Below are 26,429 nucleotides of genomic sequence, written 5' to 3'. Positions count from 1 at the left end.
GCTCCTCTCACACAAGATGAAAAATATTTTTTTCACAAACTAATACGCTGTAATTATAGAATAATTTTTTACACAACTCATTTTAGCACTTGACTACAGGCTCTATCATGAACATATACAAGAATCCCTGCCGAGACACAGCTCCCGGCCCAGCAAAAAGACCGTGAGGAGAAACCATGAAAAAAGTTAAATCAAACGATGCATTTGATAGAGCTGTTGAAGATATATCTGAAGTGTTCATGTTTGATCACTGGATGAGATTCTACTTTATTTTTGAAGAAGGCAAAAAACTGATCGTGAAAGTTCCTGACGAAGTTGGTGATCAGATTGAAAAAGAATATCCTGGCCTCAAAGGATTGGTAGACCTCTTCAATAATGAAGAAATTGACCAGCAAAAATCCATGAATAGTGTTTGTGCATACATCGGAGCACGTTTTGACGGCTCAAAGTATAGCCCTAAAATTGTTCCCAAAGTTTTTGATTCGAAAAGTTTTAAAATTGAAATGTATCTTTTCAACCTCTGGATCAAAGGGCATGAATCCTACCTTGAATCAGAAGTCATGAGTTTTTCCGACTGGAAAGAGCTCTACAACGGATGGAGAGAGCAGGACGAAGTTAAAAACTATATAGAAAGACTCGGAAACGCAGGCAACGGAGCTCATATCCAGCCCCCCACCTGCACCACAGTCCAATAGAATCCTGTATTACTTAAATTTTAAAAGGGAACTTCATATGAAGTTCCCTTTTTTATTAGCATTGAGATTAATCATAAGACCCTGCGAGCTGCGATAAAATATTTTTGCCAATATTTTTTATTCATAGACTCTTCTCGCACAGTGTGTCCGCTTTTAGGACTATGTATAAAAGAATTTCCATTCCCTGAATAGATTCCAGTATGTAAACTTTTACCTTGCCCCGGAATTCTAAAAAAAACGATATCCCCGGCCTGCATTCTACTTTTATGCACAGCCCGTCCTGTTTTCAACTGCTGCCAGGACACTCGCGGAATATTGATACCGTTATCGTTATAAACCCACCAGACCAAACCAGAACAATCAAACCCCTCATAAGGTGAACATCCACCCCAATGATAAGGCTTACCTATCTGAGACCTTGCACTCCTTACTACGGAAAAAGCAAGACTACTTGTTGACTTTTTATGACCTGAAATATCCGTTCGCCCGGAAATTAAAATCACTTTTTTACTGCATCCGGTAAAAAAGATAGTCAAACTCAAAAAAAATAATATCAAAAAAATCCGTCTTACACCGCTTGTTCTACTTATCATAGTAATAGCTTTTAACCTGAAAAATCGTGATTAACAATAGGTTTTACCTCTAACAACCTAATTAATAGTTCTATTTTTCACAATATAACACAGTGTTATCAGTTTTCCTGATAAGTCAAGTAACGTGCTAATTCTCAATTAGGTATTGACTTTTTGTTGAATTTTGAAGACAAATTTCTACGCTTTTACAGAAATTTGTGAGACATTTTCATAAGTTGCACGAATTTTAAAAAGTTAACACGGCTGAGGTATGTTTTTCTAAATCTGGCACAACATCGCGTTACAGTGAGGTCCGTATGTTGCCCATGATGCTAGTCATAGCCATCTTGTTGCCCTTGGTGGCTGCTATCGGCTGCTACTTTTTGCGTGTGAGTGCGATCAGAACCCTGATCGTTCTTGCCACAGGAGTATGTGTTGCCGCTGTTTCTCTCGCCCTTCTGGGGCAGGGATCGTTCACGTATTCCCCAGGTACTATCGTAGGAATCAGCTGGGATTCCCTCGTTACTCTGGCGGATTTTGCCCTGCTTTTCGTAATGCTTTATTACGCATTCAAACTAAAAAACCAGTTAATTAAAGTATTTGTAATACTTCAGATTATTCCACTGGCTTTGTTTGAATTATTTGTAATTGATCATGCAGTTGAAACTCCTGCTATTTTTGCAGATAGTCTTTCACTGATCATGGTTGCTGTAATTTCTGTAATAGGTTCGCTGATTTGTTTTTTTGCGATCCCATACATGAAAGAGCATGAAGAGCACCTGCACCTTGTAAAGTCTAAACAGCCACAGTTCTTTTTCTTTCTAGTTCTGTTCCTCGGAGCAATGAACGGGCTGGTACTTTCAAACAACATCCTCTGGCTCTACTTCTTTTTTGAAGTAACCACTTTCTGTTCTTTCATGCTCATCGGGCATGACCAGAACCAAATTGCAGTCAAGAACGCCACCCGCGCATTGTGGATGAATGCTCTTGGAGGTGTCGCTTTTGTTTTCGGAATGATCTGGGCCTATGTTGAAACAGGTTCACTTGACCTTCAGGTCATTATCCATTCCGGACCCATGGGCGGGCTGATGCTTGCTCCTCTCGGCCTGCTTTGTCTTGCAGGTTTCACAAAAGCTGCTCAGGTCCCCTTTCAGAGCTGGCTGCTCGGAGCAATGGTTGCTCCGACTCCTGTATCTGCACTGCTCCACTCCAGTACTATGGTTAAAGCAGGCGTCTACATTGTCTTGAGACTTGCGCCGGCGTATGCAGGCACATTCCTCAGTCAGGGAATTGCACTCTGTGGAGCTTTTACGTTCCTTGCCTGTGCTGCGATTGCGGTTAGTCAAAGTAACGGCAAAAAGATACTTGCATACTCAACCATCAGTAACCTCGGTCTGATTATCTGTTGCGCCGGACTAAATACCAAATGGTCCATTACCGCAGCAATAATTCTGATCATATTCCACGCAGCTTCCAAGGCCCTGCTCTTCCTGTGTGTAGGCACAATTGAGCATGGTATAGGTAGTCGCGACCTTGAAGATATGCATGGCCTCTATCTTAAGATGCCTCGCACTGCAGTTATCACAATCATTGGTGTTTTGACCATGTTGCTTCCTCCATTCGGCGTATTGCTTGGCAAGTGGATGGCAATTGAGTCTGCATCAGGAAACATGTTCGTGATCACGATGCTTGCACTTGGTAGCGCAGTCTCTCTGGTATTCTGGGCCCGCTGGGCAGGAATCCTGCTGACAGCGCCTCTTCGTGATAAAGTACCGGCAGAGTCTCAGAGTATACTGACAAAACTCACCCTGACTGTTCTTGCCGGTATTGCAGTGGTCCTGTCTCTCTTCTCTCCGATGATCTACACTAGACTTATCGAGCCCATGGTTGGAAAAACTTTCGAAATCACTGCTGGTGTATTTGCATCACCAATGGGAGTTTTCGCTGTCTATCCTATCTTCATTATACTCGCAGGTGCGTTCATCTATTCATGGATTGAAACTAAAAAATCTGCCAACGCTAAGACTTCACAGTCTTATATGTGTGGAGCCAACGTCAAAGAAACAGGCGTTCAGTCCTTCATTGGTCCCATGAACACTCCTGTGGCTGTTAAAGCAAGTAACTACTATATGAAAGAGTTCTTCGGTGAAGAAAAACTCACTCTATGGGTTAACTTTATTGCACTGGCTCTCATCGTTCTTATGCTGGGAGGGGCTCTTTAATGAAAACTATAATCCTTATGATTCTCGGTATCGTTATTGCCCCAATCCTTGGTGGACTTATTGCCGGTATTGACAGACGCGTAACAGCACGTCTGCAGTCCCGTTTCGGTCCTCCAATTCTGCAGCCTTTCTACGATGTTGCCAAACTGTTCGGTAAAGATAAAGTTGTCAGCAACTTCTGGCAGGTATTCTGCTCTTGGGTCTATCTCATTGCTGCCGCCCTGTCCGTTGCTTTGCTTTTTGGACAAACGGATCTGCTTCTGGTCTTTTTTGTTCAGGCTATCGGTGCTGTATTTCTGGTTATGGGTGGACTTTCCACTCCTTCTCCATACAGTCAGGTAGGCGCACAGCGTGAGCTTATTCAAGTACTTACCTATGAGCCACTTATCATTCTGGTTTTCGCGTCCATTTTTATGGTGACCGGAAGTTTCAGAATCGATGAAATCCTAGCCTACAAACAGCCTTTGCTTATTCAGCTTCCACTGATGTTTGTAGTTCTGGGTTACGCTCTGACAATTAAACTTAGAAAATCACCTTTTGACTTCTCCACTTCCCATCACGGACATCAGGAAATCGTCAAAGGTGTTCTGACCGAGTTCTCAGGTCCATACCTCGGCATCATTGAGATTGCCCACTGGTATGAGACTATCTTCATTCTCGGTATATGTGCCCTTTTCTGGCACACCAGCCTTGTGGGTGTCATACTTCTGCTCGTTTCCACATACTTTGCAGAGCTGATCATTGACAACACTATGGCGCGCATGACCTGGCGCTGGATGCTTAAATACGTTTGGAGCATCGGTCTGGCCATGTCTTTCGTCAACCTCATCTGGCTGTACGCAGGTTAAGCTTATGTTCAAGAAATTCATTGAAAATTCACGCGCCAAATCTCCGTGGATCATGCATTTTGACTGCGGAAGCTGTAACGGCTGCGATATCGAAGTTCTGGCATGCCTGACACCGCTGTACGACGTTGAGCGTTTCGGCATTGTCAATGTGGGTAACCCCAAGCATGCTGACGTTCTCCTGGTAACCGGAACAGTGAATCCCCGTAACGCTAAAGTATTGCGTAACATCTATGACCAGATGCCTGATCCTAAAGGCGTAATAGCCATTGGGGCATGCGGTCTTTCCGGCGGTGTTTTCCGCGAGTGTTACAACGTACTCGGCGGAGTCGACAAGGTTATCCCCGTAGACGTATATGTCCCCGGATGCCCTGCGAAACCCGAAGCTATCATCGACGGCGTGGTCACTGCCCTTGCCAAGTTTGAAGGCCTCAAAGGCTAAACATTACGAGGGATAACAACGTGATTGAAAATCAGATAGAAATAACTCTGGAAAGCTTAGTCGGAGAAGTATCCAAAATGAAAAGTGCCGGACAGCGTTTCGTCACTTTATCCTGCACCAATATAGGTGAAGGCAAAGTGGATATAATCTATCACTTCGACAAAGATGAAGTACTTACTAACTTACGACTGACTGCGGATATTGATAAACCGATCCCGTCAGTAAGCGGTATCTACTTTGCAGCTCTGCTTGTTGAAAACGAACTTCAGGACCAGTTCGCTCTTACTTTTGAGGGACTGGTACTTGACTACGGTCGCAAGCTGTACCTTGATGATGAAATAACAATCATCCCTATGTGTAATAACACTAAGGCGATGACTCCTAAAAAATAACTCGTCTTCCCGGATGAAAACCAAGACGATAACAACTATAGGGTAAACTATGGCACGTACCATCATACCTTTCGGTCCGCAGCATCCGGTTCTTCCGGAGCCGCTGCATGTGAAGCTTGTCGTGGAAGACGAGATCGTACAGGAGGCCATTCCCGCGCTTGGATACGTTCACAGAGGCTTGGAAAAACTTGCTGAAATCCGTGATTATCACCAGATGATCCAGATTGTTGAACGTGTTTGCGGTATCTGCTCCAACATTCACTCCATGTGCTACTGTCAGGGCATTGAGGAAATTATGGGAGTAGAGGTTCCTGACAGAGCTAAATACCTCCGTACTATATGGTCTGAACTCCATCGTATGCATAGCCATCTGCTATGGCTGGGTTTATTTGCCGATGCTTTCGGCTTTGAAGCCCTGTTCATGCAGTTCTGGCGCATACGTGAGCGCATCATGGATATTAACGAAGCTACAACCGGTAGCCGCGTTATCACTTCAGTCAACGTCGTTGGCGGGGTCCGTCAGGATCTTACTCCTGAAATGTGTTCATGGATTCTTTCTGAAGTAAATACTGCGGAAAAAGAAATCAAAGGTCTTCAGAACACCATACTTAATGATTACACTGTCTGCACCCGCACAAAGGGAGTAGGCGTACTGACTAAAGAGCAGGCATATGACCTAGGAGCCGCCGGGCCTACCCTTCGTGGTAGCGGCGTTGCCTCTGATATGCGTCTGCTTAAATATGCTGCGTTTGATAAAATCGACTTCGAACCTGTCGTTGAAAATGACGGTGACTGCTATGCACGTTCCACAGTCAGATTCCGCGAGACCTTACAATCTGCAGAGCTGGTAAGACAGGCTCTCGCGGGACTTCCGCAGGGAGAGATTGCAACCAAGGTCAAAGGTAATCCCGAAGGAGAAGTTATAACCCGTGTGGAACAGCCCCGCGGTGAATGCCTGTACTACATTAAAGGTAATGGCAGTAAGTATCTTGACAGGGTTCGCATCCGCACGCCTACGTTTGCTAATATTCCGCCGCTTTTGGCAATGCTGCCACACTGCGAACTTGCTGACGTTCCTGTTATCATTCTGTCAATCGACCCGTGCATCAGCTGCACGGAACGCTAGGAGGCCGAGACATGCTTAACATGACTCCCACTGTACTGAAAAACCTCCTTTCAAAAAGCTCAACACGCATGTATCCAGTGGAAAAGCGTGAGCCTTTTGACCGTTACAGAGGTGAACTGTTCAATAACATTGATGACTGCATCTTCTGCAAAAAATGCCAGATAAAATGCCCTTCACAGTGCATAACAGTTACCAAAGACAAAGATAGCGGCACAGGCACATGGGTTTGTGATCCATTTGCCTGTGTATATTGCTCAATCTGCGTGGATCATTGTCCGACGAATAGTCTGTACATGAAACCCGTACACCGCGCTCCATCTGCGGAACGCGAAATGATAGAGCAGGTCGGCAAAGTTAAGCCACCCAAAAAGAAAGCCAAATAATAATTTGCTGGCTTGTCTTGTACTAAAAAGAGGCCCCGTAACCATTCTGGTCGCGGGGCCTTTTGTTATAAATTAAAATCACAGAACTTAGCCTGAACCATTCAAAAATCACAACTGATGAATATCATTCTTATAAAGTAATATCCTCATCTTCATGAAACTCTAAAATATCTCCGGGTTGGCACTCTAAAAAACTGCATATGGCTTCTAGCGTCGAGAACCGTATGGCTTTAGCCTTTCCGGTCTTCAGAACTGAAAGATTTTGTGGTGTAATTCCTACTGCTTCGGCCAGCTCCTTTGATGAAACTTTACGCTTTACGAGCATCACATCTAAATTAATAAGTATCGCCATACTGACCCCTTAAATTGTAAGCTCGGCTTCATCCTGAAGCTTACGCCCCTCATCCATAACCCATGAAATAGCCAAGACTACACAGGCAATGACAATATTGCCGATATTCGCATCGTCAAAACCGAACACCAGCAACCTTTCACCGACTTTATTATTCATGGTCACCACAAGAATTACAGCTGTAAGACTAAAAGAATATACGATCTCTCCAATCAGCAAGGCCCATGCTGCACGCCGGTAACAAGCTGAATTTTCAGCGGTAAATATTTTTCCATGTGAATATAGAGTAAAGAGCTTAACCATTTGCCAAATGCTGTAGGAACTTAACAATATATATGGAGCTGAAGCGGCCAGCCCCAATGCTTTTTGCATATCACTCAGAGGACTTAAGATATACAATTCTGATTTAACTAAAAACTCTGGTATAAAAAAAGAGTCATAACTCCCGTTAAATAAAACCCAGGCGCAAACCTCAAATAAAGGTATAATTATAAGTGTCACTAAGAAGGCATATTTTAGAAGAATGCTGATTTTTTTTATTTTTTCCATTTGTAACTCCTGATAACGAATTTAACCCCTCTCTCAAATTCATGAATTACAGCAATAAATTATCGTTTGTCAATAACTACTTCATGTTTATAAAGATCAGCAAAATATTAAAAGCATAATCTCCTTTTTTATATGGACATATTCTATTTAAAAAAATCACTTAATACGAAAATTGAACTCAAGCAGAGATAATAAAAAAACGGCTGGACACATGTGTCCAGCCGTCTCAAAAATCATGAATATAACCTTTCGATATTATAGCAAAATCATGATATAAAAAAATTTATATCCTCAGGAAGTCCAACATCCCAGTCAGGAAGGCTCTCAGCTGTAAACCACGGAGTTTCTATTCTCCAGCAATGTAACTGCATTGCTCCTGTACCTCCGCCATATTTACCATCACCGATAATCGGAAATCCCCTTGAAGAAAGCTGAACTCTGATCTGGTGTGTACGACCGGTGTGAAGCTGTACAAGAAGAACAGTCTCACTTTCAGAAACTGCCAAAGGAAAAACAGAAGAAGATGCTTTTTTACCAATACCGGTAACAACTTTCTCATTCCCAGACTCACCTGATTTCCCCATAAAATCATGAAGCTCCTGCCAGCCATTTGCCATCCACTGTCCTTTGACTACAGTTAGATAGTATTTCCCACCTTCCCCTGCTGCAAACATATCAGAAAGTTTTTTTTGTCCCTCATAACTTTTACCTGCCAGCAGAACACCAGAAGTGTCCCGATCCAGTCTATGAGCTGGAGCAGGCTTGAAATGATCATTTGCATACATACCGAGAAGCCTGTCTGCCACACTGTCCTTGTGCCCTGAGCCACCCTGAGATGGAAGGCCTGCAGGCTTGTACACAGCCAGAAAATTATGATCCTCGTAAATAACTTTAAGTGGTGGCAATAAATCATGCTTCGGCTTGGGATCAGCCTTGTACGGAGGAATCCTGACAGTCTGCCCTTCTTTCACTATATCAAAAGGCTTGTAACGGCCTTTATCGACCCGCACATGACCTTTACGAATCCAACGCATAATAGCTGCTCGGGGCACCTCACCACCTACTCTACGCTCGAGAAAACGGATTATTTTCTGTCCGGACTCAGCCTTGGTAACTGTTACAAACTCAGCAGGCATAATGGATTAAAGCAGTGTAGGTAAAAAGGTGACTGTTGCAGGAAGCATAAGCATCAAGGCGACTAGGACAATATAGGCAACCATGAAATAGCTCACCCCTAAAAAAACGCGATCAATTGACACATCTTCAGCCATTGAGGCGACAATAAATGTAGTAACACCTACAGGTGGGGTAATTGCACCCATTGTTGTAACAATGGTAATCAAGACACCAAACCATATGGGATCATACCCCATAGCTGTGACAATAGGAAAAAAGATAGGGATGGTGATCAGCAGTAGGGCTAAAGCATCCATTACCATTCCCCCGATAACATATATTACACAAATAAGCAGAATGATTATGGTAGGAGGAATGGGTAGCGCTGAAACAAAATTTGCTGCTTCAAAAGGAATACGTGTAATAGCTAAAAATCGTCCGAAAATGACCGCTCCAAGCATAACCATCATAATCATGCAGGAAACTTTCAGAGTATCAACAACTGCGGCACTAAATTTCTTGAAGCTCATTTTCCGGGAAACTATGCTAATCAAAAGCGCAAAAGCAGAACCGGCGGCCCCGGCCTCGGTAGGAGTAAACCAACCTGCAAACAATCCACCCATGACCAGCAGAAAAAGAATTACCATTTCAATTGAGCCGGGCAAAGAACTCAATTTTTCCTTGAAGCTAACTTCAGGCCCGGCAGGCCCCCAGTCGGGATGGCTTATGCACATAAAATAAACTGTCAGCAGGAAAAGTCCGCAAAGCAGAATACCGGGAATAACTCCGCCCATAAAAAGGCGACCTATTGATTCGCCCGTCTGCAACCCTATGATAATAAGAACAACGCTTGGAGGTATAACAACTCCAAGTGTTGCACCGGCAGCAACAGACCCTGTACTGAGTATAGGATTATAACGAAATTTTTTCATTTCCGGCAGAGCAACAGTAGACATGGTTGCAGCAGTGGCTGTGTTGGAACCACAGATAGCAGCAAATCCAGCGCAGGCCATTACGGTCGCCATGGCAATCCCACCCCGAATATGCCCCATCCATGCATATGCAGATTTGTACAATCTCTCATTTACGCCGGAATAAAAACAAATCTGCCCCATGAGAATGAACAGAGGGATTACCGTCAATCCATACGAAGAAAATACATTCCAAACCTCTGTTCCCAGCATTCCGTATGCTGCTTTCAAATTCAGCACCTTGGCAAAGCCGACAAAGCCTATAATGCCCATTGCGAAAGCCACGGGAATACGTAAAACAAGTATTACCAGCAACAGACAGAGAATGCCTACAAGGCCTATAGTAATCGGTTCCATTAAATAATCATCCGCCTTAAGCCGTTTTGATAGGTTCTTTACCGGTCAGAGTTCTGACAATATCAAGCAGTAAAACAAACGCCATAGCACCACATCCAAGAGCGACAGCAAAAACAAAAGGATAAAACTGAATTCCAAGTGTTTCCGAGACTTCTCCCAGATCGTACAAAAAGAGCCCCCACTTAACTGTTTCTACCGCACAAAATGCAAAGAACAAACATGACGCAGCTCCTGAAAGTGCTTCCAAAAATATCTGTATGGGTTTTGGAAATCTATTAAATAACAACCCTACCGCAATATGACTGCGATTCAGCTGAGAATACCCCAATGAAAAGGCAGCCGTAACCGCACCGAAAAAGCCCATCAGCTCAAATGTACCTTTCACAGGGACATAAACAGCACGGGAGATCATATTTACGCAAGCCAGAGCTATCATCAAAGAAAGAGTTATTCCTGCAAAACATGCCAGAATTTTACATATCCAGAGAGCTGACTTTTCCATAAAATTCATCATAAATTTATTGCCCCGCATAGGACACAACAACACTTATAAATGTGCAGTGAACATTGATTGAAGGTATGAATTCAGCTGCCAATAGTTTTAAAAGGGGCTGACCCTCGTACCTGAAAAGACCAATTGTAAAAATCCATTACAAAAATGAGACCCCCGGCAAACATACCGAAGGCCTTAATAAATCATAATAACTGGATACTACTTCTCAAGCTTTAACCGAGAAGCTTTAATGTCAGCTAGAACAGCTGCAGAATCTATACCGGATGCATCAGCCTTGGTTTTCCAATTCTTAATAAGAGGCAGGGTCTTTTCCTTTACAGACTGCATATTTGCATCAGAAAGTTTGATCATTTCAATACCATATTTATCTTTGGACCATTCAATGGAATCCTTCACATGCTGATCCATATATTTTCCAGTCCACTCTGCCTGCTCACGCCCAAGATCATTAAAAATTTTCTTCACATCATCAGGCAACGCATTCCATGTATTCATATTCATGATAACAGCAAAAGGATATACTGCGGTGTTAGTTACTGTCTCGTAATGACATATTTCAGCGAAATTCATATCCTTAAGCACATCAAAAGACGAAAAAAGTCCCTTTACAACGCCTTTTTGCAATGCTTCGGGAGTCTCAGACATAGGCATGGAAACAGGAGTTGCCCCCAGTGACTCAAGAATTTTAGACAAAATACCTGATGCACGCAATTCAAGACCTTTCAGATCCTCAAGTTTACGGATAGGAGTCTTGGTCATAAGGTTTGATGGAGCTGAGGTAAACATGGTCAGCACTTTGAAACGTTTGAATTCTTTAGGCTGATATTTTTCGTACAAGTCCCAAAGAGCAAGACTGGCTGAAGTCGATGTTGTAAACCCGAGGGGAAGTTCAAAAACAGAACACAATGGAAAAACACCCGGATGATAAGCAAGGCTGATGCACCCGATGTCAGCCTGTCCCTGCATAACACCGCGCAGAGTATTTTTAGCACCAAGCAGAGTTGATCCGGGATAAGTCTGTACCTCGACTCTACCGCCGGTCCTTTTTTCTACTTCTTGTTTCCAGCGTTCCATCTGGACGCAAGGAAAAGTTTTAGCAGGAGGGAAATTCGCGTAACTAAGGCTGACCTCTGCCGCCTTTGCCGCCTTTGCCGGCACACCAACACAAAGAATCGATGCAAAGAATAAAAAGAATGCAAAGAGACCTAAATATTTTGCAGAATTGACCATAGTCCCTCCCGAGTGAAGATTAATTTCAAATTGCACAATAAAATAAGGCCTCCAGCCGTAAGCTGGAGGCCTTACTCAACTTATTTTTTATCAACATTAAGCTCGTAAGCGATAATCATAGTCTTCCTGTATTTAATCCCAAGAGACCCTGGAAAAGTATTAATGATACAGTAAAGTTCATCCTGCCCATCATTATCAACATCAGCGATACCATACGAGGTGACACTTCCTTTGATACGTCTTGTCTTCCAGGCAAGGGCAAGACCTACTCCGTCCCAGTACTCAGAGTGAATTTCACCAGAGGCGTAACTCTTGTAATTTGAGAAAACCTGACCAGCAACAGTAAGGTCTTTATTCAACAAGACTTCCTTTTTTGTAGGATCAGATAAGGAGACAATGGCTATAGGCATGGGAATATAATAATAATTCTCCATTTTCTCGCGCTTATTTTCATTCCCCATTCCTCTGATTTTTGATGAGACCTCAACTTTCACATCAACAGAGTTATATGAATCCTGACTTTCATATAGAGGCTCAAGGTTCTTATCGTACACATTGAGGTGACCATACTTATTAATGACAATAACCTTATAATCATCACCCTTCATAGGCAGATAATACATATTATATATATTAGCAAAAGCTGGAACGGTCATCTTCTTCACTGGAACAAGGCGACCATTGGAAAAAATATACTCCATCAAATCTTTAGAATAAAAGGTCCTGCTGGAATCAACACGCTGCCCCACTATGGTCTTTGTAAAGTTAGGAGGTATTCTAATAACTGAAAGAAAATTGGGGTTACGGTCCAGCAATACTTTGGGGATATTTCCTTTAAAGGAAAGTATGTAAGAGTAAGGCTTATTGTTCATCATAGTGGTAAGAACAACCTCTTCAACACCATCATGATCAATATCAATTCCACTTACTCTTAAAGCTTCTGCACGGCTTGCGAACTTGTAAGACCCCACTTCTGTCAATCTTTGCTTCTCAATTGCAAAAATTTTCACCTCTCTGTCAGTCAGAATAACCGTATCTGTCTTGCCATCACCGGTAACATCCGCAACAAATCCACCTAGATTTACCACTTTTATGTTCTGACTACGCCAGCGTCCCGGAGTTTCTGTACCTCCTTCGTATCTAAACTGTGGGTTAATGTTGCTTTCAACAAGTTTCCCAGAAGAAGCTGCTGTCAAAAATTCAGGATTCATAGGACTTTCAGGGCGGGCATCCTCACGGGCTTTTTCTTGTGCTGTTTCTTTTTTGCTGCCCGGCTTTTCAAAAAGTTTACCTTTGATGTCTTTGGCCATTCCATCGAGAGTAGGAATCAATTCAGAAATGGTTGTTTTTGCATCCTGAGGCCATGACTTACCGTCCTTATTAATCATACGAAGATCAATAGAGGCTTCCTTTCCAATAATCGTGACAGCCCCTACGACAAGATAATCTGCGCCAAGACTCTGAACACTTTTGAGTTCTTCCACCTGATTTTTAGGACGATCAGCTTCCTTCAGATCTCTTGAACCGGCAAGCGGCTCAAAATGCCCGGTCCAGTTAAGGCGTGAAATGAGCATGGTCTGAACGCCACGACTCAAATATTTGTATTGGTCTGGTCCATTAATTTCTAAAGGAAAAACTGCGTAAGTACGTGCTCCTGCTGCAAACGATGCAGTTGCTGCAAACAGAGATAAAACAACAAGTAAATAAGCAGTCAAACGACTAACTTTCATAAATTCAACCCTCCGGGTAAACATATAAATATTAATATAAAAAAGAATTTGCTAAATATTATCCAATGGTATCAAGGCAAGAAGTAAACTACATTGCCTGCAAAACCATGCCATATTTTTAAAAACGGGTAGAAAGCTTGTATCAGCTAACTCAATAGTACGCAAAGTTAAAGATAGGGACTGCGCACCAGGCTCTTGTCAAATCGAGCCCTCTGATTTACTTGTTTTGCTCATGTGTTATACTGAAAAATTTAGATATCTGATATCAAAGAAAATCAACTCTTTTCCTTTCAAACTAAATATCTAGATATTAATCAATATTTATAAAAAAAACGTATATAAAAAAATCTGTCCAGCCAATTTATCCTATCAACTTTATAATCAATAATATCCCCCAAATTATGGCAAACGATTTAAGAACTTTCAGACTTGTATGTGCTGATAAAGATATTTCATCGGTAGAAGAACTGCTTCGTGAGCAAGGTTTTGAATTCCGACCGGAACCCTTCTACTCCATGGCCCGCATTCTGGAAAAAGAACCTTTCCCGTTGGGAGAATCAATTGCTGCACGTTATGGACGTATCTATATCCAAGATCGTTCGTCAATGCTTCCTCCGTTAATGTTAAATCCACAGGCCGGAGAGATTGTGCTTGATATGTGTGCGGCTCCAGGCAGTAAAACAGGACTCCTTGCAAGGCTAACCGGCAGGGATGGTTTTGTGCTTGCGAGTGAACCATCAAGTGACAGACTGGCTCTACTGCGACAGAATTTACGTAAAGTTCAAGCCGTAAATACAGCAACAGTTCATTATGAGTCACAAAAACTTCCTTTACCACTATCAAGCTGGAAAACCATACAGCTTGACCCGCCATGCAGTGGATGGGGCACTCTAAATAAAAATCCTAAAGCAATGGATGTATGGAAAGGTGGAAAAACAATTCCACTGGTAAACCTGCAACGTTTACTGCTTGAAAAAGCATATGGATTGCTGGCTCCAGGGGGGAAACTTGTTTATTCAACGTGCACAACAAATATTCAGGAAAACGAAGAACAAACACGATATGCTACTGAGGAGCTTGGCTTTGAGCTTTTACACCTTCCTAGGCCGGAGGGGTTCACCATTGCAGACCCCTTGCTTCCCGACATGGACGGCGTGCTGCGTGTTGACGGTTCCGGCGGAGGGCAGGGATTTTATCTCTGCGGCCTGCGCAAACCAGGAAATCAGGAAACGGAATTGCCAGAGACAGGTACGCCGAATGGGAGAAAAATTACCCTGCAAAAGATAGAATTCCCTGAAGCTGTTGATTTCTCATTGCTTCCAGATGGAGATATCTACGAATTCAAAGGCAAGGCCATGTTTTTGAATCGTCATGCATTAGAAAAATTACCTAAGGGACTGCGGTGGCAGGGCTTTTCAATAGGTAAAATAAATAGAGACAAATTCAGGCCGGACCCGTTTGCGCGCTGCCTACTACCATCAAAACCAGCTTCTTCGGCTCTGGTAATAGAAAAAGCACAAGATCTTTCCAATCTGTTGTCGGGCCAAAGTCTGAGCGCTCCGGCAAAAGGTAAAGGACCTGTTGGATTATATTATAAAGATATGCTCCTCGGATTTTGCGGAAAAAAAGGAAACCGCTTTATCTGGACAGACAAATAATAAAAAAGGACTAAATTAAATGAAAGGAACTAACCGCCGCATGAAACGGCTTTTTGATAAAAACAGCGGCAACGCACTTATTCTTGCTCTAGATCACGGCGCAAATGAAGGTATGATAGAAGGGCTGGGTGCTATTCCATCTATCCTTGAAGCCCTGCCTGCATCAGGAGTGCAAGGTGTAATTTTGAATAAAGGTCTGGCAATGCATTATGGAGAAATGGTTCCACCAGACGTCAACCTCATAGTCCAACTAAATGCAGGGACCAGACACGGCTCTCCAGCCTACAACAAAAATATAGTATGCTCCATCTCCGAAGCTCTTAGACTAGGGGCAGATGCTGTTTCCCTGCAAGTAAACATCGGAAATGAACTTGAAGATCGTATGCTTGTTGACCTTGGCATGGTGACAGACGAAGCTCATCAATTGGGCATACCAGTATTGGCAACAGTCTTTGCCCGGGGCAGCCAGATTATCAACGAGCATGACTCTACACTGGTAGGGCACTGTATTCGCATTGGCGCAGAACTGGGACCGGATATAGTAGCAGTGCCATACCCGAATAATGGAGATGCTTTTACAAAAGCTGTTGCCGCCAGCCCTGTTCCGATTCTGGTTACAGGCGGTCCACTTGGGCAAAGTGTTGAAGGAGCTTTGGACAACACCGTGAGCGGATTAAAAGCCGGATGTAAGGGATGTTGCATCGGTAGAAATATTTTTCAGACAGAAAACCCTGTTGAAAGCATGGCTAAGTTTGCTCAAATTGCACATAAAAAATAAATTATTTAAAGTAGTTAAAAATTATTTTAAATATATCTAAAAAATCGTTTGACAAAACAGCACGACATCGGCAGTATCCCTCCTCGTGGCAGTGAGCAACACCGAATGTGGACAGACATTCAAGGGGCTTATGTTAAAAGTCACACTTTGAAATTGATTGTGGGCGAATAGCTCAGTTGGGAGAGCATCGGCCTTACAAGCCGAGGGTCACAGGTTCGAGCCCTGTTTCGCCTACCACAAATCAAAAAACGCTGCTTAACGCGTTATTATATATATGCGGAGCCGTAGTTAAGTTGGTTATAACGCCGGCCTGTCACGCCGGAGGCCGAGGGTTCGAGTCCCTTCGGCTCCGCCACTTTTCCTTAAAGGGTTGCATCGAAAGATGTGACCCTTTTTCTTGTTTAAATATGTAGTTTTCCCTACCGTCCCCTTCTCAATGTTTTCCAGATCAATTGTTCATCAACCGTTTGTAAATTAGCCCAGATTCATCACGGCACTTCAAGGCCATGAAAAACGATTTCTCCTGACCTTGTTCTCTGGCTATGTCTCTCGCCAGCACAATTTTATTCAAACCATCATCAAGCCGATAGCTATGTAAATTTGTCATAGCCAACTCAAATATAAGCCGCCAGTCATTTAATGAATTCAAGGTAAGTGAAGAAAGGAAGCTACCACGAGCCTGATCCAGCTCCTTATGAGAACGCAGCATAATATCAATAAGTCGTAATACCTCAGAATCTCCCGGATCTGCCTCATAAAGAATAGTTAGACAGTCTATTGCAGTGTGCGGCAAATGTTTTTTAGAGTTAAACGGAAATCCTCCCCGAAAAATAAGCTTACGTTGCTTGAGTTCCTTGGCCCAAAGAATAAGAAGATCCTTTGGAGTCTTTGGCAATAGTTTATTAATGAGATCAGTAGACTTCAAATGTCGATACCAAAATGCCTTTGCCATATTCCATTTGTCAAGGCGCAGAGCCACAGTCGAGCAAGTAAGATTCAAGCAAAAAGAATTTTCGTATAGCTTACCTCCAAGCAAGCTCATTAAATTATCTTCCATTACCGAGTTCACACCGATCACGGCTTGTATGCGAAGCGTGGCAACAACTACGTGCTGATCCTGTTTTAAGGAAGCAAGACGTGACAGCACATCACGCACCGGCAAGTCAAGCATGCCTGATTCCCACATGGATGCCACTGCAATCGCTTCCCATTTTTTAGCATCAAGCCCTGACACTCTGTTACGTGTGATATCCTTTGCGTATTGTAAAATTCGCTCTATTCGGTGAATTGGCAAATGCTCTGATTGCACCCGTTCATAAGCAGCCTGCCCCATGGCTTGAATCAAGCTGTCATTACCTAAATACAACTTCAATTTTTCTTCCAACTCCACAACATCTGCATATGTGTCTATTTCTCGCCCTGGTTCAAACAATGAAGCCTGTTCAACTCCGAGATCTTGAGTAAGCAACAGACAACCACAGGAAGCCCCTTCGAAAAGCCGAAAATTAACCTCTCCCAAAATGGATTCATTAGGAATTATTTTGGTATCTTGATATAATGCCAACATATCACTATGGCTTAAGGACTGCTCGACCGGAAAAGGACGGTCGCCAGCCAAATTTTTGATAAAGTCAATCATCCACTTACGACCAGGACGCTGATCACTCAACCTGCCCACAAAGGCAATGTCATTTTTACGGTCGGCAACAGGAGGTGCAGCCATGTCATATGCAAATCTGGGAAGCCATCGGACATCGGAAAGCCCCTCAGCTTTGAACGATGGAATAATGGACTTTTGGGTGGATAACACCTGATCAAACAACTTAGTATAGGAATTGTGCCAGTGCATATTCAGATGCGGATCCGTTGCCCAGAAAACAGTTGGACAATCAAAATCTTCTAGCCCCTGAATTAGTGTACGTCTACCGAGGTTCTCGACCTGTAACACTAGGTCTGGGGTAAATTTATTTTTTTTGAGCAATTCCTGTAAATTGCAAAATATATCAGGATGATGAGGAACTTCAAAAACAGAATACCCCAACTTTTCCAGTGCAATAACGCCTGAGTTAAACGGTCCGACAATACATACATTGAGCTTCTCTTTCATAGTCCACCCTATTCTTTGATTTATTCGTGAGACTATTCATAAAGACATGGAAACATCAAGCGGCATTCAATTGCTGTAAAAAATTTGCTAAAACGCAAGGAAACTCAATATGAAGCACAGACAACACTAGCCTGTCACGCCGGAGGCCGAGGGTTCGAGTCCCTTCGACTCCTCCACTTTTCGAAAAGAACAATAATCTTAGTCAGAATTAATCATAAGTCAGAGTCAACCGAGGATATTAGCATGAACAACCGACCTATTATCAGTATTTTAAGTCTCTTGATGCTTGTTGTTTTCGCTTTTCCATTGTCGGCGTCGGCGCTGCAGGATTCCAAATGGCGCTTCCCTGCAGAGTTTGAACAGCATGAAACCGTTTGGATGGGGTGGCTTTCCAAAGAGTACATCAAGGGGTTCAACACTGACACGGTACTCCTTGAAATGGCCTACAATCTCGCGGAACATGTAAAGGTCCGTATCTGTGTTCCAAGTGAGAAACTAAAAAATCATGTCTATTCCTTACTTAATAAGAATTCTGTAAACACTAGCAATATTTCTTTCTTCATCACTCCCTTCACCATGCTCTACTGGCGGGACTTCGGCCCCATTTTTACTGTAGATGATCGTGGAGCTAAAAGCGTTGCGGACTTTAATTTCAATTGTTGGGGCTACACCCCGGAATCTCATCCGCATGCCCGAATGATGGAGCGCGTTGATCGAGATGCGGCTAAATTTCTTGGGCTTTCCAGTCGCATGAGCCGATTGATTAGCGAAGGAGGCAACCGGGAACTTAATGGCAAAGGTTCCATCATATTGACTGAAGCCTGCGAGTTTCAACGCAATCCAAATCTATCAAGAACTGACATTGAAGCGGCCTTGTCCGAGATGTTAGGAGTGACCAATTTCATATGGCTTAAAAGCGGCACCGTAGATGATGACCCGTACAACACTTCCACTTTACCCGCCCCAGACGGTAAAGGAGTTGCGTACCGTAGCGGATCGGCCAATAACCATACTGACGAATTTTGCCGATTTGTGGGCCCTGATACCATCCTGTTGGCTGAGGTCAGTGAGGAAGAAGCTTCCCATGGACCGATTGAAAAGGAAAATCGTCGGCGAATGGAGGAGAATGTTGCAATCCTCAAGCAAGCTCGTGACCAAGATGGGAAGCCATTCAAGATTGTTCGTATTCCCATGCCCGAATTGCAATATTTTACAGCCTCCCCCACCGATGCCGCTTATTTAAATTTGGCCTCGTTCCCCAAATTCGCGGACGGAACAGTTTTTCCTTTTGGTAGTCCGATCAAACTTATCCCAGCACAGAGTTATTGTAATTTCCTGATCACTAATGATATTGTTTTGGCCCAGAAGTATTGGTTCAAAGGGGCCCCCGAATCTGTCAAAAAAAAGGATGAACAAGCTCTCAAAGTGCTTCAAAGAATTTTTCCAAATCGTAAAGTGATTGCCATTAACACCTTGAGCATCAATTTAGGTGGAGGAGGCATTCACTGCACAACTCAGCAGGAGCCTGCAGTGCAAAAGAGCACAAAGTAAACGAGTCAATCCCTGACGTGAGCGTTTTAAGGTGCCTATTTTATCTCAAGCGCATCACGGATTGTTTCTTTCGTTACGCCTCTGGTGAAGACCTCAACAACAAGGAATAACGTCACCACTATTTACTTTCTCAGATATTTACACCTTCCTCAACATCAAGCTAAGTAAGATACGTACTTAACTTACAAAAAAGCCAGCCTCAAACGAGGCTAGCTACAAACGCGAAAGTTTTGCATGTTTGATTAATCTTTAAAAAGCTAAAAAGAATATTGCATATACAAAACTATGATTAGCTTTGATCATCGGCAAGTACGTATATAGAGAGGGAAAGACTCAACGACATTTAGGTGTTTATAATGAATCAACTGCCCCGCAATAATAGAACACGAAAAAATGGCATACGCAATTACAGGAATATTGATATTAACTAGTTGTGACAGTCTAAACCAAGAATTCTAGTCCCTTAAAATTACAAAGATTGCAGATATGCAACTGCAGCATTTAATTCAACATCGTCATTTTCGTTTTTCTTAGCATACGTTATCATATTTGCAGATGTTCGCGGAACACGAACATCTGGCACTATTCCACCAATACCGTTCTGACTGTCCAACTGAATTTCCTTCTTTATATTAAGGGATTGTCCGTTGGGAAAACTTATTTGATAACCAAGCGGAAGTTTTGCGCCTCCCCCTGTCATACCGAAGGATCCATTTGTTCCATAAAAACCAACCACATGCCCATTAACCAAGTTTTTAATAGCCATTGCGACTCCTTCAGCAGAACTTACGCTGTCGGGGTTAACAATGGCAACAACCGGACCGGTATACTTTAGAGATTGCGGGGTAATGTTCAAAGGAAGGTTCCAACCAATGATATACGAATCATCTGCACTGGGAAGAACTATTTCAAGTCGCTCAGTTTGAGCATTATACAAGTTCTGGTATTCATAAAAAGTTTTTTCGGAATAAAAAAAGCCTGCAATTTTAGCGGCCAGTTCATCAGAACCACCGCCATTTCCCCGAAGATCAATGATAATTCCCGGAACGTTATTGTTGGTCAAAAACTCCATGGCCTCTTTAAATTTATTGAAAAGTTGATCCTGAGAAATATCATCACTCTCCAACGTGCCAAGCATAATGTAACCATATCCACTGGCAAGGATTTCGCGCTTAATCGGATTCGCATCATCAACTTTATTCCATAGCCCAGTATCAGTCTGAATTTGCCTATTGTCGTCTACCGCAGTTAAAGTAACTGTGAATGGTCCCGATCCGTCGGATTTTAAGTATTTGACCTTACTATTAGTACCTACAGGATCAAGCGCGAGTGCTCTGTACTGTTCAAGCAACTTAAGTTCATTTGTTGCTATAGAAGCAGGATTGGGACGCCACAAAGTTGAAACCTGTGCTGCTGCCGTTGCAATTGCCACGTCATTCCATTCCAAAATTTCAGACCCGACATCGATTAATGCGGTTGCGGCCGGTCCGCCTACGGTTATAACATTCGCAATAACCTTGCCGTTATCAAGACCGATCATTCCAAGACCGTAACTTCCTTTAATATTTGGTTCAATAATACCAAATATGGAATTGTTCCAAGAGATATGCCCATCCGGTATAGATCGTGTGTATTCAAGAATGGCTGTTATATAGTCGTCTCCAGCCGCAGCGGATTCAGCAATAATAACTTTAGGCCGTATACGATTATTAAGCGCACTCCAATCTACCCTTTTCCAATCACCAAAAGCATACTGCTTTTGCATCAGCGCATGAAATGCATCATAGGCGTCCAGCCAGCCCATCTGGCTGAAATCTTCAACATCAGCAACTTTAAAAGTCCGCGTCGTCGGATCAACCCCGCAACCAGTATTTCCGCTCAGCAGGAAGACCGACAACCATGCAAATAAAATTACAAAACATTTTCTTAGGAAAAAAGGATTTATAGAAGTAGCTGGCATTAATGATCCAATTTTAGGTAAATATTTTAACATATCATAATCTTTGCTTAAGGACTATATAATATATGTAATCTAAAAAAATGAACAACTGTTAATTTGGTGAATCTAGTTGAAGTGAGGACAAATAGAGAACCCTGCGGTAGTATTCAATTATTATAAACCTTTATATTTTATCACACTGAGCCCTAGGTTTCAACCCCCTCCGGCTCCGCCGCTTTTCGAAAAAATACTTTGATATTTGATTAATGTTCTTTTTCGATTTTTATCTCTGAGAAAGTTTGCTAATTCCTTTGAAGCATGGTCCATTAATTATTAGTATCTATGATTGACAATAAATGGCATCAAAATATTAACATAATCTTCAACTGGAATCGCACAATGAAAATATATTGGTCCATTGCCTTACTGGCTGGAATTCTGCTCGGTTTATTCTTGATTACAGATAATACCCCAGTACTAGAAAACAAAATAGAACTGTTAAGTACCGACAACTCGTGCGACCTTTCAACACCTCGCAATGCCGTACGATCATTCCTGCACAGTGTCCGCAACTACAACCGAGATGATTATACAGGATTCAACTGCCTGACAAAGGTCGTTTCCTCCCCGGAAGACATGGCAGATGACAACAAATCCGAAGCAGTCAAAAAAGCACGAGATATCTTTCTAATACTTGAAAACATAAACTATGACATTGATGAAGATATCCCGGATACCACTCAGGGAGATCAAGTTGATTTACACTTTTCCTACGAAGGACAGCCACTTGATATTATGATGAAAAAAGGTGCTGCGGGCTGGCATTTTTCTAAAACTCTATTTAGAAACCCAACATTTATTAACTTAGTCAAAAAACTACAGTATAAATACGCCAAATTCACCTCTGAAAAAATGGAGGGGGACACTTTTGTACAAAGCCTCATGTCCCCCTATCGTACTTTTTTTACTTTAAAATATGGGGTTGACGGAAAGAACTATGATAAGCTGGAAGCCGCTGTAAGTGCTCTAGATATGAGCAACTTCACTGTGCTTGAAAAACCTGTATACGGCCCCATTCTGGCTGTAATGCTGTATAGGATTATCAACAGTTGCTCTCCCTTACATCTTGAAGAACTCTCCGCTTCTCCTGACAGTCAATATGCCCCAGTGTTCATGGTCATACCGGAGATAGGCTCAATAACCATGCATGTTGTAACTCTTGAAAACGGACGTAAGGCATGGAAGTTCACTCCGCACAGCCTGCAAGTAGTCCAGACATGTTACGACAGCACAATACAGGAGCTTCTACAGGAAGGGACTAATCCGTTTGCCGGCAGGCAGTTACCGATGCATATCGTCATCGACGATTTTTTTCAGCGCAACTACCCACAACTTATGGTCAAATACCTGAATACTAACATTTATAAATGGATAGCCTTATTTGCCTTATTCCTGCTGACACCTTTTGCCGTAAAGATAATTTCATACCTTTTAAATGGCGTCCTTACCTCCGTTGAAAAGAAACTTCCTGAAGGAATCATCCCGCTAAATCGCCGCAAGTTCATCCTCCCTGTTCAAATTATGGCTATGGGATACTCATGGCTAGCCATGGTCGGAATACTTATATTATATAAGGATTTAATGATTTTCTCCCTTTACGGAGTCAAAATTATAGGCACCCTCTCAACTATCTGGATCATTTCCATAACCACCAACCTGTCTTGCGATGTTATAACCGCAACTGGTGGAGCAAGCATCAAGGGCACGATGATGCTTATCATTGCCCAGATATTCAAACTGATCGTCATCCTCATGGGGCTTGCCCATATCGCACAACTGTTCGGTCAGGATTCCACAAGAATCGTTGCGGCAATGGGAATTGGAGGACTGGCAATAGCACTGGCTGGCAAGGATACTCTGGAAAACATATTCGGAACAATGGTCATTATGACCACCCGTCCATTTGCGGTTGGAGACTGGATAAGTTTCCTCGGGCATGACGGAACAGTAGAAAAAGTAGGTGTCAGATCAACATCCCTCCGTACATTTTACAATTCCGAACTGATCATCCCCAACGCTAAATTCATCACTACTCCTGTGGACAACATGGGACGCAGAGAATGGCGTAGATACACGACTACTATAGGTGTGGACTATGAAACTCCTGCCGAAAACCTCAACGGATATGTGCAGGGTTTAAAACAGCTGGTCATGAATCATCCCAATACGAGGAAAAGTGATTTTCATATTGTGGTCAATGACTTCGGTCCATCATCCATCAACATCATGGTCTACATCTTTTTTAAAACTGAAGACTGGGCCAAAGAACTCGTGGTAAGACATGAATTCATTGTGGACGCATTGCGTCTTGCCGAGGAACTCAAAATAAAAATAGCCTTCCCTGCCACCACGGTTCATCTGAGAAGGGACACCCCGGATGCCTCCCCGGAATTCCAGTCGGATGTCCATGCGATAAACGAGGCCCGCAATTATGCCGACGCCATCAGACCTATAAAAACAAAAAATTAACAAGATATTACTCAAACGCCCTCAGAAAATATTTTCTGAGGGCGTTTTTTTGGGAACTATTTAAATTTATTAAAAATAATTAAATGTCTGACACTGCTATTTTGCAAAATCAGCCCATTTCTTGATTACATTAAAGCTCGCAGCTTCCGCCCTTGTCTTTGAAGTAAAGTCCATAATATGGTAACCTGAAATCTAGAGGAGTACAAAATGAATTGCCCTAAAAGATCGGAAACAGCATTGCTTCATACTCTGACAAGAAACTACCCTGAATTACTGGGGGTGGAGAAAAGAGATTTAAAACTCGAAGAAATTGATCCGGATGTTAATTATTGCATAGAGCCTGAATGTGAATATGATCCGAATGCAGAGGCTGATCTGGTCATTAAAAATGCACTTTTAAATGATGGAAGTAATGCGAATATTGCCGTTGTAGGAAACATTATTACCAGAGTAGGTTCAGCTGATGAAATTAATCAAGTTACAGGTTCTGCAACCAAGATTCTGGATGTGAAAGGCAATTCTGTATCACCCGGTTTTGTTGATTCCCATCTGCACTTAGATGTCGCTATGCAACGGCTAGGGACTTTAACGATTGAAGATGTGTCAACAGCGACTGATTTTAAAAAATGCCTGACTGATTATGCTAAAGAGAATTCAAGCTTACCAATTCTATATGTCTTCGGACTTCACTATTTTGATGACCCCATAATCCCTGCCGAGACATGTCGACAGACACTTGATAAAATAGTTGATGACAAGCCCCTTCTTGTTTTTGCCCACGACATGCATACTGCATGGGCCAATACAAAAGCTCTAGAAGAGGCTGACCTACTGCACAAAATGCCCCCATACCCACACCTGATTGAAGAGCTTGGGTTGGAACAAAAAATTATTGTTGATTCTGATGGGATTCCCACAGGAGAATTCAGGGAGCCTGATGTTTACTCTTTCCTTGAAGGCCCCCTGCATGCCAAATATCCCAGTTCTGTTGAGCAACAGCTTTCCGATTTAGAAAACGTATGCAATCAGCTAGCAGAACATGGAATCACCGGTGTACATCGTATGGCTTTGTCTCAGCCGGCAGAAGATTTATCATTTCTGCTTTTACTCCTTGAACTGGAGCAGCAAGGACGTTTGCCTATACGTGTAAGCTCTTCATTTTCTTCTGTTGCAGATCACAATATGCTGCAAGATATCTTCATAGGTTACACCGCACGAGACCTTCTCATCAAGGCACGTAACAAAGAGATAACCGCAGCACAATTGCATGACAGTATTTTGGAATTACTCAAAGATGCTGGTACCGATAGACATGAAAAAGTAAAAAGAATGGCTGTTAAAGGCGGACATGGCGAAAATCATCCCGTGATGGACAAGTTACTAAAAGTCTCCCGTAATTTAACAGACATTATTTTTAAAAAACATATAGAGCATCATACGAAAAGAAAGAATCCCCACCGAAAAAGCAGCATGCCAGAACATATAGGCTATCATGCTAAAGTCAGACTGGACACACTAAAAGTTTTTATGGATGGAGTTATTGAAAAAGATACCGCCTACCGCCTCGATAAAACACCATCGCAGGGCATCCCGGAATTCAATCAGGAAGATCTAGACAAGCTTCTGGCTTTTGCTGACAGACTTGGAATTCAGGTTGCGGCCCATTCAATAGGAAACGGCTCGGTTAAGTCCATGCTTGATTCAATTTCCAAAACACGTGAAATAAATAAAAATATTGATAAAGAAAGGGGCTATAGTATTCCCCACCGTGTGGAGCATATTGAGACCTGCAGTCAGGACGATTTACCAAGATTCGGCAAACTGGATGTGATTGCCTCCATGCAACCCCTGCATGAAAGACCTCCGATGACCATGTGGCACACTCTGGTCCCGAAGTCAGACTGGAACACAGCCTTTGCATGGAAAGAAGCCTTAGTGGACGATGCAACACTTGTTTTCGGCAGTGACTGGCCCATAGTTTCCTGCGATTCTAGAGCTGGGATCAGCCATGCAGTGACTCGTAAGCCCTGGTATGAAGGAGCCAGAAACCAATCTTTAACATTAGAAGAAGCTGTTGCAGCGTATACTTCCGGTGCAGCTTTTTCCGAGTATTGCCAGAATATAAAAGGAGAAATCAAAGCCGGTATGCTAGCTGATATAGTGCTCTTTTCTGGAAATATAAAAGAACTCGAAAAGGAGTCCTTCAACTTGGAAATAGAAACAACTATCTGCGATGGAAAGATTGTATATATGAAACAAGAATCCCCAATTCTTAGAGATTAAACTAAAAAAACTCTTCTAACCTATCAAATAATCTAAGGCATATTGACCCACTTCAATAAGTTTATTAATTTATCCCAAAAAAACGTTC

22 protein-coding genes and 2 tRNA genes are annotated in these 26,429 nt (G+C 42.6%); 14 read left to right on the top strand and 10 right to left on the bottom strand.

Translation table 11 applies throughout. From position 1 onward, the window contains the following. The first annotated feature begins 176 nt into the window (after nt 1-176). Nucleotides 177-695, top strand: a complete 519-nt coding sequence (locus tag H589_RS20160) for a hypothetical protein (RefSeq protein ID WP_027723407.1) — start codon at nt 177-179, stop codon at nt 693-695. A gap of 71 nt (nt 696-766) precedes the next feature. Here the strand turns inward: H589_RS20160 and H589_RS0118515 are convergent, their stop codons facing one another. Then, the gene (locus H589_RS0118515) at nt 767-1,198 is read right to left on the bottom strand and encodes a C40 family peptidase (protein WP_245577218.1); all 432 of its coding nucleotides are present in this window, start codon (nt 1,196-1,198) and stop codon (nt 767-769) included. A gap of 386 nt (nt 1,199-1,584) precedes the next feature. Between H589_RS0118515 and H589_RS0118510 the strand changes: the two genes are divergently transcribed. From H589_RS0118510 to H589_RS0118485, 6 genes are read left to right on the top strand one after another with little or no spacing between them, the layout of a single operon-like run. Beyond that, nucleotides 1,585-3,489, top strand: a complete 1,905-nt coding sequence (locus tag H589_RS0118510) for an NADH-quinone oxidoreductase subunit 5 family protein (RefSeq protein ID WP_027723405.1) — start codon at nt 1,585-1,587, stop codon at nt 3,487-3,489. Next, nucleotides 3,489-4,337: a respiratory chain complex I subunit 1 family protein gene (locus H589_RS0118505; RefSeq protein WP_027723404.1), complete on the top strand. Its 849-nt coding sequence runs from the start codon at nt 3,489-3,491 to the stop codon at nt 4,335-4,337. The genes H589_RS0118510 and H589_RS0118505 overlap by 1 nt, the downstream gene beginning before the upstream one ends. A 4-nt stretch (nt 4,338-4,341) precedes the next feature. Continuing rightward, nucleotides 4,342-4,776, top strand: coding sequence for an NADH-quinone oxidoreductase subunit B family protein (locus H589_RS0118500; RefSeq protein WP_027723403.1), 435 nt, complete (start codon nt 4,342-4,344; stop codon nt 4,774-4,776). A gap of 20 nt (nt 4,777-4,796) precedes the next feature. Beyond that, a complete protein-coding gene (locus tag H589_RS0118495; RefSeq protein ID WP_027723402.1) occupies nt 4,797-5,168 on the top strand; it encodes an NADH-quinone oxidoreductase subunit C in 372 nt (123 codons plus the stop codon). A 49-nt stretch (nt 5,169-5,217) separates the two neighbouring features. After that, nucleotides 5,218-6,294, top strand: coding sequence for a hydrogenase large subunit (locus tag H589_RS0118490; RefSeq protein ID WP_027723401.1), 1,077 nt, complete (start codon nt 5,218-5,220; stop codon nt 6,292-6,294). Nucleotides 6,295-6,305: 11 nt separating this feature from the next. Continuing rightward, nucleotides 6,306-6,677 carry a 4Fe-4S dicluster domain-containing protein gene (locus tag H589_RS0118485; protein ID WP_027723400.1) on the top strand — a complete coding sequence of 124 codons (372 nt, stop codon included), beginning with the start codon at nt 6,306-6,308 and terminating at the stop codon, nt 6,675-6,677. A 130-nt stretch (nt 6,678-6,807) separates the two neighbouring features. Here H589_RS0118485 and H589_RS0118480 read toward each other — a convergent pair whose 3' ends face one another. The 7 genes from H589_RS0118480 to H589_RS0118450 form a co-directional block, all read right to left on the bottom strand. Then, nucleotides 6,808-7,029, bottom strand: coding sequence for a helix-turn-helix domain-containing protein (locus tag H589_RS0118480; RefSeq protein WP_027723399.1), 222 nt, complete (start codon nt 7,027-7,029; stop codon nt 6,808-6,810). A 9-nt stretch (nt 7,030-7,038) separates the two neighbouring features. Continuing rightward, a complete protein-coding gene (locus tag H589_RS0118475) occupies nt 7,039-7,578 on the bottom strand; it encodes a DUF2975 domain-containing protein (protein ID WP_027723398.1) in 540 nt (179 codons plus the stop codon). A gap of 266 nt (nt 7,579-7,844) precedes the next feature. Next, complete coding sequence (locus H589_RS0118470; RefSeq protein ID WP_027723397.1) at nt 7,845-8,714, bottom strand: RluA family pseudouridine synthase; 870 nt, start codon at nt 8,712-8,714, stop codon at nt 7,845-7,847. A 6-nt stretch (nt 8,715-8,720) separates the two neighbouring features. After that, complete coding sequence (locus tag H589_RS0118465) at nt 8,721-10,022, bottom strand: TRAP transporter large permease (protein ID WP_027723396.1); 1,302 nt, start codon at nt 10,020-10,022, stop codon at nt 8,721-8,723. Nucleotides 10,023-10,038: 16 nt separating this feature from the next. Next, a complete protein-coding gene (locus tag H589_RS0118460; protein ID WP_027723395.1) occupies nt 10,039-10,536 on the bottom strand; it encodes a TRAP transporter small permease in 498 nt (165 codons plus the stop codon). A gap of 198 nt (nt 10,537-10,734) precedes the next feature. Further along, nucleotides 10,735-11,766 carry a TRAP transporter substrate-binding protein gene (locus H589_RS0118455; RefSeq protein WP_027723394.1) on the bottom strand — a complete coding sequence of 344 codons (1,032 nt, stop codon included), beginning with the start codon at nt 11,764-11,766 and terminating at the stop codon, nt 10,735-10,737. 80 nt (nt 11,767-11,846) lie between these two features. After that, nucleotides 11,847-13,496, bottom strand: coding sequence for an FG-GAP-like repeat-containing protein (locus tag H589_RS0118450; RefSeq protein WP_027723393.1), 1,650 nt, complete (start codon nt 13,494-13,496; stop codon nt 11,847-11,849). 401 nt (nt 13,497-13,897) lie between these two features. Between H589_RS0118450 and H589_RS0118445 the strand changes: the two genes are divergently transcribed. The 4 genes from H589_RS0118445 to H589_RS0118430 all read left to right on the top strand — a co-directional run bounded on the left by H589_RS0118445 (nt 13,898) and on the right by H589_RS0118430 (nt 16,287). Further along, the gene (locus H589_RS0118445) at nt 13,898-15,154 is read left to right on the top strand and encodes an RsmB/NOP family class I SAM-dependent RNA methyltransferase (protein ID WP_027723392.1); all 1,257 of its coding nucleotides are present in this window, start codon (nt 13,898-13,900) and stop codon (nt 15,152-15,154) included. Between the two features lie 19 nt (nt 15,155-15,173). Further along, entirely contained in the window at nt 15,174-15,932 is a 759-nt protein-coding gene (locus H589_RS0118440) for a class I fructose-bisphosphate aldolase (protein ID WP_027723391.1), read from the top strand. A gap of 161 nt (nt 15,933-16,093) precedes the next feature. Beyond that, nucleotides 16,094-16,169: transfer RNA gene (locus tag H589_RS0118435), tRNA-Val, on the top strand. Between the two features lie 41 nt (nt 16,170-16,210). Further along, nucleotides 16,211-16,287: transfer RNA gene (locus H589_RS0118430), tRNA-Asp, on the top strand. Between the two features lie 93 nt (nt 16,288-16,380). Here H589_RS0118430 and H589_RS0118425 read toward each other — a convergent pair. Next, entirely contained in the window at nt 16,381-18,039 is a 1,659-nt protein-coding gene (locus tag H589_RS0118425) for a CgeB family protein (RefSeq protein WP_035076728.1), read from the bottom strand. Between the two features lie 243 nt (nt 18,040-18,282). Between H589_RS0118425 and H589_RS0118420 the strand changes: the two genes are divergently transcribed. Continuing rightward, nucleotides 18,283-19,590, top strand: a complete 1,308-nt coding sequence (locus H589_RS0118420) for an agmatine deiminase family protein (protein ID WP_245577217.1) — start codon at nt 18,283-18,285, stop codon at nt 19,588-19,590. A 469-nt stretch (nt 19,591-20,059) separates the two neighbouring features. Here the strand turns inward: H589_RS0118420 and H589_RS0118415 are convergent, their stop codons facing one another. After that, nucleotides 20,060-21,550, bottom strand: coding sequence for a S41 family peptidase (locus H589_RS0118415; RefSeq protein ID WP_027723388.1), 1,491 nt, complete (start codon nt 21,548-21,550; stop codon nt 20,060-20,062). Nucleotides 21,551-21,928: 378 nt separating this feature from the next. Here H589_RS0118415 and H589_RS20600 point away from each other — a divergent pair, with 378 nt between their 5' ends. Both H589_RS20600 and H589_RS0118405 read left to right on the top strand, forming a co-directional pair. Then, on the top strand, nt 21,929-24,058 hold the full coding sequence (locus H589_RS20600; RefSeq protein WP_051249827.1) for a mechanosensitive ion channel family protein: 2,130 nt from the start codon (nt 21,929-21,931) through the stop codon (nt 24,056-24,058). Between the two features lie 207 nt (nt 24,059-24,265). Further along, nucleotides 24,266-26,341 carry an amidohydrolase gene (locus H589_RS0118405; protein WP_027723387.1) on the top strand — a complete coding sequence of 692 codons (2,076 nt, stop codon included), beginning with the start codon at nt 24,266-24,268 and terminating at the stop codon, nt 26,339-26,341. Nucleotides 26,342-26,429: the final 88 nt, after the last annotated feature.

This window comes from Maridesulfovibrio zosterae DSM 11974 (genome assembly GCF_000425265.1).
Taxonomy (GTDB): domain Bacteria; phylum Desulfobacterota; class Desulfovibrionia; order Desulfovibrionales; family Desulfovibrionaceae; genus Maridesulfovibrio; species Maridesulfovibrio zosterae.
The sequence above is the reverse complement of the archived record's forward strand: the minus strand, read 5'-3'. Positions and strand labels throughout refer to the sequence as shown.